Source organism: Nonomuraea sp. NPDC005983, from assembly GCF_040614375.1.
Taxonomy (GTDB): domain Bacteria; phylum Actinomycetota; class Actinomycetes; order Streptosporangiales; family Streptosporangiaceae; genus Nonomuraea.
On record NZ_JBEXUP010000034.1, the window covers coordinates 23,203 to 37,226 of the forward strand.

Genomic DNA, 14,024 nt, shown 5'->3' on the forward strand with positions numbered 1-14,024 from the left:
CGATGATCGTCCTGAACGGGATCCAGAAATGGTTCGACTCCGTGCACGTCCTCAAGGGAGTCGACTACTCCGTGGCCAGGGGCTCGGTCAGCTGCCTCATCGGCCCGTCAGGCTCGGGCAAGTCCACCCTGCTGCGCTGCATCAACGGGCTGCAGCCCGCCGACGAGGGCGAGGTCTGGGTCGACGGCGACCTGATCGGCCTGCGGATCGACGGCGACCACCTGATCCCCCTGCCGGAGAAGGAGGTCGCCGACCAGCGGCGCCAGATCGGCATGGTCTTCCAGCGCTTCAACCTCTTCCCGCACATGACCGCGCTGGAGAACGTCATGTCCGGGCCGCTCCGTGTCAACCGCGCCCAGAAGGCGCAGACCCGCGAGCTGGCCATGGGGCTGCTCGACCGGGTGGGCCTGGCCGAGCGCGGCGACCACTACCCCAACGAGCTGTCGGGCGGGCAGCAGCAACGCGTCGCCATCGCCCGGGCCCTGGCGATGAAGCCCAAGGTCATGCTCTTCGACGAGCCGACCTCGGCGCTCGACCCCGAGCTCGTGAACGAGGTGCTCTCGGTCATGCGAGACCTCGCCGCCGAGGGTATGACGATGATCGTCGTCACCCACGAGATGGGCTTCGCCCGCGAGGTCGCCGACCACGTGTGCTTCATGGACGGCGGCGTCATCGTGGAGGAAGGCCACCCGGACGCGGTGCTCGCCAACCCACAGACGGCGCGGGCACGAGAATTCCTCAGTAAGGCTGACGAACAGTGAACAACAGCATTGACCTCGAGCGGGTACGTGATGAGACGCCGGGATCCCGGGACCTGGTCCATCTGAACAACGCCGGCTGCGCCCTTCCCCCCGCGGTCGTCCTCGACACGACGACGGACTACCTCCGGGCCGAGGCCACCCGCGGCGGCTACGAGACCCAGCGCGAGCGCGCCGGCCAGATCGAGGCGACCTACGACTCGCTGGCCCGCCTGATCGGTGCGAACCCGTCGGAGATCGCGCTGGCCGACAACGCGACCCGCGCCTGGGACATGGTGTTCTACGGCATGCGGCTCGCGCCGGGAGACCGGATCCTCACCTGCCAGTCGGAGTACGGCAGCAACGCCATCGCCTACCTGCAGCAGGCGAGGCGCTTCGGTGTCGAGGTCAGGGTCATCGACGACGACCCGAGCGGGCAGATCGACCTCGACCTGCTGGAGAAGGAGCTGGACGACGACAGCGTCAAGCTCGTGTCGATCACACACATCCCGACACAGGGCGGCCTGATCAACCCGGCGGCGGCGGTCGGCGCGCTGGCCGAGGCCGCAGGGGTGCCCTTCCTGCTCGACGCCTGCCAGTCCGTCGGGCAACTGGCCCTGGACGTCACCGACCTCAAGTGCGACGTGCTGACGGGAACCGGCCGCAAGTACCTGCGCGGGCCGCGTGGCACGGGCTTCCTGTACGTGCGCGAGAGCGCCATGGGCACGTTCGAGCCGGCCATGCTGGACAACGGCTCGGCGGTGTGGACGTCGCCCACGGAGTTCGAACTGAACCCCGACGCCCGCCGCTACGAGACGTGGGAGAAGAACTACGCGGCCGTCGTCGGCCTGGGCGCGGCCGTCGACTACGCTCTGGACCTCGGGATGGACGCGATCGAGGCGCGGGTGCTGTCGCTCGGCGACCTGCTGCGGCGTACGCTCACCGGTGTCGGCGGCGTCCGGGTGCACGATCTCGGCCAGAGCCGGTGCGGGATCGTCTCGTTCACCGTCGACGGCCTCGCGCCCGACACGGTGAAGAGCGCCCTGGCCGGCCACGGGGTCAACGTGAGCGTCTCCAAGTCCACGTCGTCGCAGTGGGACCTGCCCTCGCGGGGGCTGGCGAGCGTCGTCCGGGCATCGGCGCACTACTACAACACGGAGTCGGAGATCGAGCACGTCGGCTCGCTGGTCGCCGGACTTCGCTGATCGAGAATGGATGCGATGATCCTCGGAGCTGACTCGCGGTTGGAGGAAGACGTGATAGAGGGGCCTGTCAAGGCGGCGTCGTTGCAGGGCGTGGACCGGGTGCTGACCGTGCTGGAGGCCTTCGTGGGGCAGGCCGAGTGGCGTGTCTCCGATCTGGCCAAGCACCTGGGCATGCACAAGGCGGTGACCCACCGGATCGTCCGTTCTCTTGAGGCGCGGCAGTTCCTGGAGCAGGCCGAGGCGCGTGGCTCCTACTCCCTCGGCCCGGCCGCTGTGGCGCTCGGCCGGGCGGCCGGGCGGCGGGCGCCGCGGACGGCCGCCCGGCGGCACCTGATCCGGCTGGCCGAGCAGACGGGCGAGGTCGTGCTCTTCTACACGCTCAGGGGGCACCGATACGTCTGCGTCGAACGGCTGGACATCAACGCCGAGACCGCGGTCACCGTGGAGATCGGCGACACCATCGGGCTGAACGCCGGAGCGGGGAAGACCCTGCTGGCGTTTCAGGACGAGCGCTTCATCCAGGAGGTCCTCGCCGCGCCGCTGCCGCGTTACACCGACAGGACGCCGACCGATCCGCAGGTCATCCGCGACCTGCTCGACAGGGTCAGGGCCGAAGGGGTCTGGGTCAGCAACGGGGAGATCACACCGCACACGGTCGGCGTGTCGGCTCCGGTCTGGGACACCGAGGGGGCGGTGAGGTACTGCATCTGCGTGACGATGCTGGACCGGACGATGGACGACAGGCGGCTGGCCAGCGTGTCGGCAGCCGTTCAGGACACCGCCACGGCCGTGTCGCAGAGTTTGGGATACCGCGAGAGCGGCATCGAAGGGGATCGGGACACCACATGAGGATCGCGTTCAAGGCCGCCACCGTGATCACGGACGTGCTCGCCGATGACGCCGTCGACGACGCGATCGTCCTCGTCGAGGACGACCTGATCGCCTGGGCCGGACCGGCGGCAGCCGCGCCCGCCGGCGAGCACCCGGTCGTGGACCTCGGCGAACGCGTCCTGCTTCCCGGGCTGATGGACGCGCACGTGCACCTGGCCTTCGACGCCGGAGCCGACCCGGTGGCGAGCATGCTCGCCAGGGACGAGGAGGCGCGACTCGACGGGATGCGGCTCGCGGCACGGCAACTGGTCGACAGCGGCGTGACCTTCGCCAGAGACCTGGGCGCGCCGGCCGGGCTCTCCGCGCGGATCCGCGACGAGATCCGCGCCGGTAAGACGCCGGGCCCCCGCCTGATGGTCGCCGGCCGGCCGCTGACCCGGCCGAACGGGCACTGCTGGTTCATGGGCAACGAGATCGACGGGCCTGACCGGGCCCGAGCCGCCGTCGGCGAGGAGATCGAGGCAGGAGCCGATCTCGTCAAGGTCATGGTCACCGGCGGTCGGATGACCCCGGGCACCGATCCGCTGCGGTTCGAGGTGTCGGAGGCGGCCCTGGCTGCGATCGTGGACGAGGCGCACCGGCTCGGCGTCACCGTCGCCGCGCACGCCCTGTCGACGGTGGGCGTCCGGGCAGCCGCCGCCGCGGGGGTCGACTCGGTGGAGCACGCGACGTTCATCTCGCCCGAGGGCGGCGACGGCTACGACGCGGCCGTGGTCCGCGACCTGGTGAGCGCCGGCACCGGGGTCTGCCCGACACTGGGGGTCGCCGGCGCGCACGCCCACCCCATCCCGCTCGACGTCAGGGGCGGCTGGGTCGCCCAGCTGCACGCCGCCGGCGTGCCGATCCTCGCGGGGACCGACTCCGGCATCCCGCGGCACCCGCATGTCGGCGGGGTCGTCGACGGGCTGCGCGGTCTCGTCGCGTCCGGCCTGTCGGTACGGCAGGCGCTGGCGGCGGCCACCGAGAGCGGCATGCGAGCCGCCGGGCTGGAGAAGGCCGGCGCGATCAAGCCCGGCTACCTGGCCGACCTGATCGCGGTCGACACCGACCCGCGGTCCGGCGTCGACGCGCTCCTCGACCCGGCGTTCGTCGTCGCGGCCGGCCGGGTCGTCAAGGACACCATCGCGGTGACGTGACGGTCCGCCGGGCACCCCGTCGTGGCGTGCAGCCCGCACCAACGTCCTGGGCACCAGTCATGATCACGCTCGGTGATCTTATGGGTCGCCTGCACGACGGCGTCAATGACGTTGGAGTGTGCATAAAACTACAGTTTTCCGACAGAACATATCCGGCATTTGACGCATCCAACGTCTTGTGGAAGCTCTGATTCCGGGGGACCCGCAGCGCTTGGGCGGGTACTGGCTGGCCGGCCGCCTAGGCGCCGGCGGGCAGGGTGTGGTCTACGAGGCGTACGCCGAGAACGGCGCCCGGGTGGCCATCAAGGTCCTGCACGGCGACCAGGCGGCGCAACTGGCCAAGGAGGCGGCGGCCGCTCAGCGGGTCTCCTCGTTCTGCACGGCCCGGGTCATCGAGGCCGTGCTGGACGGGCCGCGACCGTACCTGGTCAGCGAGTACGTCCCTGGCCCCAGCCTGCGCGAGGCGATCTCCGAGGGCCGCCCCTTCAACGACGGGGACCTGCACCGGCTCGCGACCGCGGTGGCCACGGCGTTGACCGCGATCCACGAGGCCGGCGTCGTCCACCGCGACCTCAAACCGGACAACGTGCTACTCGGGCCCGACGGCCCGCGGGTCATCGACTTCGGCATCGCCAGGACGGCCGAGATGTCGCTGACCGCGACCGGGCTGGTCACCGGCACGCCTACCTACATGGCGCCCGAGGTGTTCTCCGGCAAGCGGGCGGGCCAGCCCGCCGACGTCTTCGCCTGGGGCGGGATCATGCTCTACGCGGCCACCGGCACCGACCCGTTCGAGGCGGAGAGCCTGGGCGGAGTGATGCACCGCGTGTTGTCGTCGAATCCCGACCTGAGCGTCCTGCCCGAGCCGATGCGCTCGCTGGTGAGGGCGGCGCTCATGAAGGATCCACGCGAGCGCCCCAGTGCCAGGCAGTTGCTGCTCGCCCTGGTCAGCGGCGACAGCCGACTCGACACCGCGCGGCTGCTGGCCCAGGGCGGCCGCACCGCGGCCCAGATGGCCGGGCCGGGTGACGACCCGGCGCTCGGCGCGCTCGCCGAGGAGTCATACGCGCTGCTCGGCCCGGCCGAGCGCGAGTTGGTCCCCGAGGTGTTGCTGCGGCTGGTCACAGTGGACGGCGAGCACGACGAACTGGCGGTCCGGCACGCGGGCCTGGCCGAATTCATCGAGGGTCGGCCCGCACCCGAGGTCGCCGCCATCACGCGGATCATGGAAGTGTTCGGCTACCTGCTGGGCCGGGATCACCAGGAGGTCTGGCTGGCCCATCCCGTCCTGCCGCATGCATGGCCGCGGCTGCGCCGCTGGATCGAGGCCAACCGCGACGGTCTGGCCGCGCACCGCCAGATCCGCAGCGGCGCGCAGCAGTGGAACCAGGCGGGGCGCAAGGACGGAGACCTGCTCCAGAGCACCAGCCTGGACAGCGCCCTGCAGTGGGCGGCCACCTACCGCAGGAACATCACGCTCTCGCCTGTCGAGCGCGACTTTCTGGAGTCCTCGGTGCGCGTGACCAGGCGCCGTGCCAGGAGGGCCAGGCTGGTCACGCTGAGCCTGGCGGGACTGCTGGTCATCGCGCTGACGGGCGGCGGGCTGGCGGTGTGGCAGAGCATGGAGGCCGACGCCAAGGCCGTGCAACTGGCGACGGCGCTACGCAGCTCGGAGTCGATCCGCCTCGCCGCACTGGCGGACGCGACCAGCCGTTGGGACCCCCGCCTCGGCATGCTGCTGAGCGTGGCAGCCTGGCGGCTCGCGGGCACGACACAGGCCAGAACGGCGCTGAACGGCGCACTCGCCCAGCGCGAGCAGGCGATGTTCCGCAACAGCGCTGGCGGGGCGGGCGCACTTACCTACTTCGCCGCCGACGGGCGCACGCTGGTCAGCCTGCACGGCGGCCGGGCGCGCCTGCTGGACGTGCGCTCGGGCCGGCAGGTCGCCGCGGTCACCGGGGTCATCCTCGGCGGCGGGCCGGTCACGGACCTTGAGCTTGCGCTGTCGCCCTCCGGCCGCACGCTCCTCGTGGCGAACGACGAGCAGGCCGGAGCGTGGGACGTCCGCACCGGCAAGGCTGTCGGCACCTGGCCGACTCCCCGGCTGTCGGACCGGATCACCAGGTGGGCCGAGGCCGTCGCCCGGAACGAGGGCACGCGGGTGAGCGTCTACGCCGGCCGCCGATGGGAGGTGGTCCCCGCGGAGCGGTCGTCCCGCACGGGTGTCGTCAGCCCCGACGGCAGGTGGAGAGCGTCGCAGGTCCGGGGCAGGCTGGTACTGACCGACCTCAGGAAGGGCTCGGCGCAGCGGCCCGGCGAAGGGATCGACGACGACGGCGACCCGGTCTTCAGCCGGGACGGGAGGCTGCTGGCAACGGTGTCGCGGACGAGCATCCGGTTCTGGCGGCTGCCCGGTCTGCAGCCGCTCACCAAGGTCCAGGTCCGCGGCGACGGGGACGCCGCCGTCTGGCCGATCGGCGCCTTCGACGGCTCGACGTTCCGCTATCTCATGGGTGACCAGGTCTTCTCGCTCGACGTCGCCGACCTGACGGCCGAGGCGGGCCGGAAACCGGTGAGCCAGGCCGTGCTCAGCGGGGACGGGCGATATCTGGTCGTCTCGAACATCGATGACGCAATCACCGTTCGCTCGCTTGCCAACGGGAAGGCCCTGCCTGCCATGCCGGGCCCCGTCGCCTTCGCCTTCAGCCCGCACAGCAGGCTGGCCGTGGTGTACGAGGGCCGGACCAGAGTCCTGGACCCGGCCACGGGGAAGGTCCTGGCCGACTTCGCGGCGGGCAGGGGGAGCTGGGAGGTCGCCTTCAGCCCAGACGGGCGGCGCCTCGCGCTCCTGCTGCCCACCGGGCCCGGGCATGCGGTGGAGCTCTGGGATTGGGCCGCGCGCCGCAGGCTGTGGCGCACGCCCACGGCGGAGCCCACGGCGCTCGCGTTCTCCCCGGACGGCCGGCGGCTGGCCGTGGTAGGCCGGGACCAGCGCCTGCTCGACACCGCTTCCGGCAGGCCGCTCGGCCAGCCGTTCGGCGAGATCGGCGCCGGCGAATCAGGCACAGAATCAGGCACAGAGGCGTGGTTCACCCGTTCAGGGACGATCCTGATCGTGCATGACTCGCTTGGACGCGTCACCCGCTGGGACACCGCCACCCGCCGGAGCGTCGGCCTGCCGGTGCGCGGCGTCTTCGGTACGGGCGCAGCCTACTCTCCCGCAGAGGACCTCATCGCCTTCCCGCAGAGCCAAGGCCGGGTGCTGCTGTTCGACCCGCTGTCGGGCAGCACCATCGGCCGCTCGGCCGACACCGGCGGCGGGCTGGACCCGGCGACCGGCAAGGTGTGGTCGGCGGCCTTCTCCCCGGACGGTTCACGGGTGCTGACCGCCGACGGCCACGCCACGGTCAGAAGCTTCCCCGCCGCGCCTGAGGCCGCCGCCCAGGCCGTCTGTACGCGTGCCGGGCGGTCGCTGACGCGGCAGGAGTGGGCGGAGTACGTTCCCGCGCTGCCCTATCTGGAGGTCTGCCCACGCTGAGGCGCTGCTGCGTGCCCTGCTGGTGTGCGCCACCGGCCTCCCTCAGGCACGCGAACGGCGAACCGCCGGTGACCACGGACAGGACGACGGGTTACCAGACGAAGCCTTCTTGACCAACTCGCTTGACATTCGGCTCCGACCGCGGAGCTGGACAGCAGGCCATCCACGCACCTCGCCTGGGTTTACTCCAAGCATTCGCTCAGGATGACCCCATAGCTTGACCAGATGTCTATCAATCTGGCCGCCCGGGAAGGCGGCGCGCTGCAGGCCGTGGTCCAGACGCACGCGCCCCCGCCGGCCCACCGACAGGCCTGGCTGGACACCCTACGCGGTGTGGCCGTGCTCGCCGTGCTCTTCGAACACTTGCTGGATCCCCTCTTTCCCGAGGTTCGCGCGAACATCAGTCCATGGTTCGACTTCGGACAATACGGCGTCATGGTGTTCTTCCTCGTCAGCGGCTATGTGGTGCCGGCCTCGCTCGAACGGCGCGGCAGCGTGGCCGGTTTCTGGATCAGCCGCCTGTTCCGCCTCTACCCCCTGTGGATCGTCGCGGCGACCATCGGCACCGTGTTCGGTCTCGTTCAGGTGTACTCGGCCCTGCCCAGCCAGTTGAGCGACCACCCGGTCGCGTCCGGTATCGCTCACCTGACGATGCTCCAGGATTTCCTTCAGGTGGTCAGTGTCATCAACGTGTTCTGGACGCTCTCCTACGAGATGGTGTTCTACCTGCTCGTTACCGCGATCTTCGTCTTCGGGCACCGCGCGGGCACCACTCGCACGCTCACCATCGCGATGGCAGGAGTGCTCGTGGGCGGCGTGCTTCCCGCAGGCGCCCTGTCACGCGGTCTCGGCGGTGACCTCGTCGTACTGATCGCGACCGTGGTGCTGCTGTTGGGACTCGCCGCGATCCTCGGCGGCGGTCATCGCGTACGACTGTGCGGTGCGGCCGCCGTGGCCGTCCTGGCCGTCGTACTGCTCGGGGTCAACAGCCGGATCGGCGCTTGGCAGAGCCTGGCCATCGTGTCCACCATGTTCGCCGGGACAGCGCTCTACCGGCTGGACCAGGGGCAGCTCCGCCGAAGGGTGACGGGATGGATGATCGGACTGGTGCCCGTCGTCTCCATCGCCGCCGCGATCTGGTTCGGCCCCGGCTGGGGCATGTCCGACGAGCAGGCGCTGGCGTTCAGGTGGAGTTGGTCCGCCGCCGTGGCGGCCGCCTGGCTGACCTTCTTGATCGGCCGCCTCGCGCGGACATCCGCCCTGCCTCGCTTCCTTGTACGCCTCGGGCTGATCAGCTACTCCGTTTACCTGCTGCACCCCCTCGCGGTGGAGACCCTACGACGGTTGATCCCCGATGCCGCCCAGGTCCCCCTCCCCGCACGGATCACATGGTCCGTGGTGCTGCTGACCGTGGTGGTCGCCTGCGCCGCCCTGAGCTACAGGTTCATCGAGCAACCGGCTCAGAAACTCGGCCGCCGCCTGGCTCGCTCGACCACTCGAAACCGACGCGAGACACCCCTCTGACCCGGAGGCCCGGGCGGGGCTCCGTTGTCGCGTAGTGGCGGGGATGTCACCGGATCCGCCCTTACGGCGGACCCGTGCTGGTTTCAGCCCTCCGACATGCGGAAGTCGTAGGCCGACGGGACCGGCTCTCCGGGATGGACCGCGAGCCACAGCGTGTTCAGCGAGACTTCGCCCTCGCGCAGGTTGTCGACCCGGATCCCCTCGGCCAGTAGCCGCCTGACCCGGTCGTGATCGCCGGACGCGTACGCCGCGTCGGCTTCGGCGAGCCGGACTCGGCCGTGGCCGCGATCGGCAGACGGCAGCGCCCCGATGACGCGAAGGGCCTCCTCGGCGCGCCCTGCGGCCAGCAGCGCGTCGAGCGCCTCGATGGTCAGTTCCAGGAGATCGGGGCGCAGCCGGTGCGCTCGGAGCATGAGGTCGGCCGACTCCTCGGCGGAGGCGGCCAGGAAGGCCAGGACTCGCAGTGCCCATGGCGTGACGTGCTCGGAGACCGAACGCTCGCATGCGGCGCGCGCGCCGTCGTCGTCTCCGTCGGCCAGGCGGACCAGGCCGAGGTGATAGGCGGAGTGCCAGTCACGTGCGCTCTCCTCGAGCAGTTCGCGCCAGCGCGGTCCGACGATCGGAGCGGCGGGCGGGTCGCTGACGGGCAGCCGGCCGGTCGCCAGGAGTTCCCGCCATGGAGCCTGCTCGGCGCCTGAGTCCGGAAAGCCAGGCAGCCCTTCCAGCCCGCCCCAGCCGGATCCATGGGCGAGGACCTGCGAAGGCTCCCCGAACCCTGCTGCGAACTCCAGAGCCTGGTCCAGTGCTGACGGCGGGACCAGCGCGGTCAGGGCGTCCGCCGCCGCGGCGCGGGCCGCTTTCCACGGTCCGTGCACGGCCGTGGGCTCGACCTCCAGCAGCCCGTACGCCTCGGCCCAGGACCATGTGGCCCCGCCGGGCATCGGCAGGTGCTCCAGCTGGGTCCTGGCCAGACCGGCCTGGATCTCCAGGTACGCCGATCCGGGGCCGGAGAGCCACTCCTGCCAGTGCTTCCCGCCGGTCCCGGTTCCCCAGCAGAAGACCTTGCGGCCGCGCAACAGGCCGGTTGAGCTCTGGACGAGCCCCGAGCCGGACTCGTCCAGCGCCGCGATCCAGCGTCGCTCCCCGTCGGGTATGTCCATGAAGTAGTCCGCCGCACGGGAGGCTCTGCCGGGGTAGCCGCGGTCGGGGCCGGGGAAGTCCACGCGCCGGAGTTCGGAGACGTAGTCGAAGTGGAAGGCGCGTTCGGCGGGGGCGACGACGCGGACGTTCTCGGTCTCAGGCACGGCGATGTTCGACCACCAGTAGACCGCGGTCTCCTCCGCCGAGGGGTTGTGGATCGAGACATGGACGTAGAGGACCGGCGAACCGGCGGGCAGCCAGGTGTCGATCCGGAGGATCAGCCTGCGCAGGCGCTCAAACTCGAACATGCTCAGCACGGGAGTTCCGTCCGGCGCGCTCAGCCGTACGGCGTGCAGCGGTTCGCAGGTCAGCGGCCAGTGCCCGGTCGCGCCGAGGTTCCATTCCACGCCGCCGGCCAGCCACGCGTCACGAAGGGCGAGGTTCGCCGGCTGGAGGATGGGGTTGCGGTGCAGCAGTTCCCTGCCGGTCGGCCGGTGTGTCAGGGACCAGAGCCGCCCGCCGTACGAGGGGAGGAACGTCGCGGTGAGAACGTCGTTTTCGAGCACTACGGTGGGGAGTTCGCGCTCGGCCCGCTCGCGGTCGTAGCCGCTCTGCCGGGTGTAGGGCAGCAGCGCGTGGGGGCGTCCGTAGCCAAGGTTGCGCCGCATCTCGGCGTCCACCCCGGCCCCCTCTGTGACGTGACCGGATACGCCGTGCAAGATCGGCAGGGTTCCGGAGAGCGGGTCGGCGGCCCCTTCGATCTTCAGGACACCGGTGCGCAGCGACGAGGTCATGTGCCGATTCCAATCGTCATGCCCTGAACGATCCGCGACCCCATCCAGGACAGGGCGAGCATCGGGGCGAGGATGATGCAGACGTCGGCGACCATGATCCCGTAGTCCACGCCGTTGAACTGCACGACCAGCACCTGGCCGGGGACTCCCAGCCCCATCGCGAAGGCCACCGTCAACGCCGAGGAGGTACGAGAGCGGCGACGGGCCGGCGCGTAGGCGGCAGGGGCGGCGATGGCGACCGCGAGCACCGAGTGAGGCGACCGTCTTCGGGGTTGTTGAAATGAGGGAGGGCCTGCGGGTTCCACCTGGCGAGCCAGGGGCTCGATCCAGCACAAAGTGCCTGATCACATAGGGGGTGCGGATGTTATCGTCCACCGCATGACCGAACTGATCGCCCCCACGGTACGGCTGCATTCCTCCTGGCTCACAGCGCGTGACGAGTGGCAGGCCGGTGCTCACCAGGACGGGGCCGGCTTGCGCCTGGTCGCTAACGATGACCTCAACAGTCCAGAAGGGTTCGCCTCATGGGTCGAGCGACTACGCCAGCAGTCAGACCGGTCGCTGCCTGTCGGGGAAGGACGCGTCCACGCCACCCACTGGTGGATCGTCGACGGCGAGACCTACCTCGGAGCCATCGACCTCCGACACTATCTGAACGCCTTTCTCCTGGAAGGCGGCGGACACATCGGCTACAGCATCCGGCCTTCTGCCAGAAGACAAGGACTGGCCACGTGGGCGCTGGGAGCGGTTCTGCTCAAGGCGCCGGCGCTCGGTCTGGACCGAGTCCTTCTCACCTGTGACGACGGCAACGCCGGTTCGGCGCGCACCATCGAAAGCAACGGCGGTGTCCTGGAAGACGTGCGCAGCACCGAAATCGGGGTCAAGCGCCGCTACTGGATCGCTCTCGATGACGCTGGTCACGGCCGTTCATCGATGGCAGCGGCGAGGACGACCGCCTCGTAGCGGACGGCGAGCGTGTCGTGTCTCCTGGCCACTGCCCGATGCCTCTTGAGGCGGTTGATGCCGCACTCGACCGCGTGGCGCTCACGGTTGTCGATCTTGTCAAACTTCGGGGGGCGCCATTCCGCGTTTCGCTGTTCATGTCGGCGCCCTGGACTACGGTCCTACGCATGAGTGATCATCGAGTCTTGCGTTCCTTCCTCGCCCCGGAGGGCGACGCCGTCCACGCCCTCGCCCCGCTTGTCCTGGACGGCGCCCCGGCGGTGATCGGCAAACACGGCGACGGCGCCCTGTGGACCTGCGATCTGACTACGGGTGAACGTGTCGCACGCCCCATCGATCTCGACAGCGCCGCGCCCGAGGATCCTGTCCCCGACGCCGAGGGGACCATCTGGGGGGACGACGAGGGCGAGGATCTCGAAGGCGAGAAGGGCGAGGCGGATGCGTACGAGGTCGTCTCCCGGCTGACTGCGGCGACCCTCGACGGCCGTCCGGTGATCGTGACTGGCGGTGGCCGGTTCGACCTGACCTCCCTGCTCGGTGAGGACTATATGGGCGGCGCGGTCCGCTGCTGGGACTTGGCCACCGGCGAGAAGGTCGGCAAGACCATGACCGGCCACGGGCTCGGCGTCACTGCCCTGAGCATCCTTCCCTCCGAACGCGGATCTCTGGTGCTCAGCAGTAGTGAGGAGGGCGTGCTGCTCGTTTCGGCGCTCGCGTCTGGGGAGCGCGTCGCGGAGATCCGGGGCAGCTACAACGGCGCGATGACCGCCGCCGTGGTGAATGGCCGCCCGCTTGCCATTACCGGCGGTCACGACCCCCACGTCGAGGTCTGGGACGCGCTCACCGGGGAGGCCGTAGGCGGCGCTCGGCAGACCGGCGACTATGTCTACGCCATCGCGGTGACCGAGTTGGCCGACCGCACCGTGATCCTCACCGGCGGCGACGACAACTCGCTGCGGATCTGGGACCTGGCCAGCGGCCAGCCGGTGGGGGTGCCGCTGTCCGGGCATGCCGACGCCATCCAGGAGATCACCCTGACCCGGCTCGGCGGGCGTCCGATTGCCGTCACCGAGGCCAGGGAGGAACCGCCCCGGATCTGGGATCTCGCCCGTGCCGAACAGCTCGGCGGCACGCTGGCCGTCCCCGATGAGCAAGCTCCGACGGCCGTGACTGTCGCCGAGATCAACGGCGAGCCCGTCGTCGTGACCGGTCACGACGACGGCACCATCCGAGTCTGGAGTATCTCCGCCGCGTGACCGGCGACCAACGGCTCGCCTCCGAAAGTGGCTCGGGTCGGTCATCGTGGTGGTGCGCGAGGCTGCCCGCGCTCGGAGCGGTCCTGATCGTTCTCGCCACGGCGCTGGGCTGCGCACAGCGGTTCCGGAACGCGGACGAATCCCACAGACCGGCACCTCCAGGCGGAGCCACACGACCAACCCCGCAGATGCCGGATCCATCGAGTGTCCATGCTCAGGTCGCAGCGAGTCGGTCGATCGTGGTCAAGCTGATCGGTAACGATCCCTCCTGCAATAACGCCAGGCCAGAAGGGACTGGGTTCGCCTACGCGCCTGAACGAGTTATGACCACCGCGCACCTGGTGGCAGGCACCACCGGCCCGATCACGGTGGTCGGACCAGTCGGGAAGCGCTACAAGGGCAGCGTCGTCCTCTTCGACCCAGGCCGTGATGTTGCCGTGCTGCGGGTGCCAAGCCTGCGCGCAAGATCGCTGGTCTTCGGCCCGATCAAACCCGGTGAAAGCGCTACGGTCGCTGGATATTCAAACGGCGGGGACCTCATTATGACGTCGGGCAGCGTCGGCCGCAGCGGCACCGCGCATGGCCTGGACATCCACCACAAGCGCCAAGTCCGCCGCGAAGTCCTCATCGTTCAGGTGCCCGTCAAGCCAGGGGTTCCGGGCGGACCTCTGTTCAGGTCCGACGGAACGGTCTCCGGCATGATCTTTGCCAGTGATGTCGATCAGAGCACCGGCTTCGCGCTTACAGCCGCAGAAATCACCCGCCCGGCGATGGACGGCAGGACCGCCACCGCCACCACATCCACACAGGGATGCAGCGACTGAGGCGGCGCGGGACGCG

General features: G+C 70.1%; 11 protein-coding genes. 9 read left to right on the forward strand and 2 right to left on the reverse strand.

Annotated features, from left to right (window positions below; genetic code table 11):
- The first annotated feature begins 2 nt into the window (after positions 1 to 2).
- From ABZ297_RS17550 to ABZ297_RS17575, 6 genes are all read left to right on the forward strand, one after another.
- Positions 3 to 761 carry an amino acid ABC transporter ATP-binding protein gene (locus ABZ297_RS17550; protein WP_355346646.1) on the forward strand — a complete coding sequence of 253 codons (759 nt, stop codon included), beginning with the start codon at positions 3 to 5 and terminating at the stop codon, positions 759 to 761.
- Positions 758 to 1,942, forward strand: a complete 1,185-nt coding sequence (locus ABZ297_RS17555; RefSeq protein ID WP_355346546.1) for an aminotransferase class V-fold PLP-dependent enzyme — start codon at positions 758 to 760, stop codon at positions 1,940 to 1,942. The genes ABZ297_RS17550 and ABZ297_RS17555 overlap by 4 nt, the downstream gene beginning before the upstream one ends.
- A 15-nt stretch (positions 1,943 to 1,957) precedes the next feature.
- The gene (locus tag ABZ297_RS17560; protein WP_355346549.1) at positions 1,958 to 2,791 is read left to right on the forward strand and encodes an IclR family transcriptional regulator; all 834 of its coding nucleotides are present in this window, start codon (positions 1,958 to 1,960) and stop codon (positions 2,789 to 2,791) included.
- On the forward strand, positions 2,788 to 3,969 hold the full coding sequence (locus tag ABZ297_RS17565) for an amidohydrolase family protein (RefSeq protein ID WP_355346552.1): 1,182 nt from the start codon (positions 2,788 to 2,790) through the stop codon (positions 3,967 to 3,969). Before ABZ297_RS17560 ends, ABZ297_RS17565 begins: the two co-directional genes overlap by 4 nt.
- 178 nt (positions 3,970 to 4,147) lie before the next feature.
- The gene (locus ABZ297_RS17570) at positions 4,148 to 7,507 is read left to right on the forward strand and encodes a WD40 repeat domain-containing serine/threonine protein kinase (protein ID WP_355346555.1); all 3,360 of its coding nucleotides are present in this window, start codon (positions 4,148 to 4,150) and stop codon (positions 7,505 to 7,507) included.
- Between the two features lie 225 nt (positions 7,508 to 7,732).
- Positions 7,733 to 9,031: an acyltransferase gene (locus ABZ297_RS17575; RefSeq protein WP_355346558.1), complete on the forward strand. Its 1,299-nt coding sequence runs from the start codon at positions 7,733 to 7,735 to the stop codon at positions 9,029 to 9,031.
- An 83-nt stretch (positions 9,032 to 9,114) separates the two neighbouring features.
- Here the strand turns inward: ABZ297_RS17575 and ABZ297_RS17580 are convergent, their stop codons facing one another.
- Both ABZ297_RS17580 and ABZ297_RS17585 read right to left on the reverse strand, forming a co-directional pair.
- Positions 9,115 to 10,965, reverse strand: coding sequence for a DUF5107 domain-containing protein (locus ABZ297_RS17580; RefSeq protein ID WP_355346561.1), 1,851 nt, complete (start codon positions 10,963 to 10,965; stop codon positions 9,115 to 9,117).
- Positions 10,962 to 11,213: a hypothetical protein gene (locus ABZ297_RS17585; RefSeq protein WP_355346564.1), complete on the reverse strand. Its 252-nt coding sequence runs from the start codon at positions 11,211 to 11,213 to the stop codon at positions 10,962 to 10,964. The genes ABZ297_RS17580 and ABZ297_RS17585 overlap by 4 nt, the downstream gene beginning before the upstream one ends.
- 130 nt (positions 11,214 to 11,343) lie before the next feature.
- On the opposite strand from ABZ297_RS17585, the gene ABZ297_RS17590 reads away from it, so the two are divergent.
- From ABZ297_RS17590 to ABZ297_RS17600, 3 genes are all read left to right on the forward strand, one after another.
- Positions 11,344 to 11,928: a GNAT family N-acetyltransferase gene (locus ABZ297_RS17590; RefSeq protein WP_355346567.1), complete on the forward strand. Its 585-nt coding sequence runs from the start codon at positions 11,344 to 11,346 to the stop codon at positions 11,926 to 11,928.
- Between the two features lie 38 nt (positions 11,929 to 11,966).
- Positions 11,967 to 13,184 (forward strand): hypothetical protein, encoded by a 1,218-nt coding sequence (locus ABZ297_RS17595; protein ID WP_355346570.1) that lies wholly within the window; start codon positions 11,967 to 11,969, stop codon positions 13,182 to 13,184.
- Between the two features lie 239 nt (positions 13,185 to 13,423).
- Positions 13,424 to 14,008: a serine protease gene (locus ABZ297_RS17600; RefSeq protein WP_355346573.1), complete on the forward strand. Its 585-nt coding sequence runs from the start codon at positions 13,424 to 13,426 to the stop codon at positions 14,006 to 14,008.
- Positions 14,009 to 14,024: the final 16 nt, after the last annotated feature.

What these genes read in the sequence shown, in the direction of transcription:
- ABZ297_RS17550 (WP_355346646.1), top strand. Translation starts at nt 3, where the DNA reads ATGATCGTCCTGAACGGGATCCAGAAATGGTTCGACTCCGTGCACGTC.
- ABZ297_RS17560 (WP_355346549.1), top strand. Translation starts at nt 1,958, where the DNA reads ATGATCCTCGGAGCTGACTCGCGGTTGGAGGAAGACGTGATAGAGGGG.
- ABZ297_RS17565 (WP_355346552.1), top strand. Translation starts at nt 2,788, where the DNA reads ATGAGGATCGCGTTCAAGGCCGCCACCGTGATCACGGACGTGCTCGCC.
- ABZ297_RS17575 (WP_355346558.1), top strand. Translation starts at nt 7,733, where the DNA reads ATGTCTATCAATCTGGCCGCCCGGGAAGGCGGCGCGCTGCAGGCCGTG.
- ABZ297_RS17580 (WP_355346561.1), bottom strand. Translation starts at nt 10,965, where the DNA reads ATGACCTCGTCGCTGCGCACCGGTGTCCTGAAGATCGAAGGGGCCGCC.
- ABZ297_RS17590 (WP_355346567.1), top strand. Translation starts at nt 11,344, where the DNA reads ATGACCGAACTGATCGCCCCCACGGTACGGCTGCATTCCTCCTGGCTC.
- ABZ297_RS17595 (WP_355346570.1), top strand. Translation starts at nt 11,967, where the DNA reads ATGCCTCTTGAGGCGGTTGATGCCGCACTCGACCGCGTGGCGCTCACG.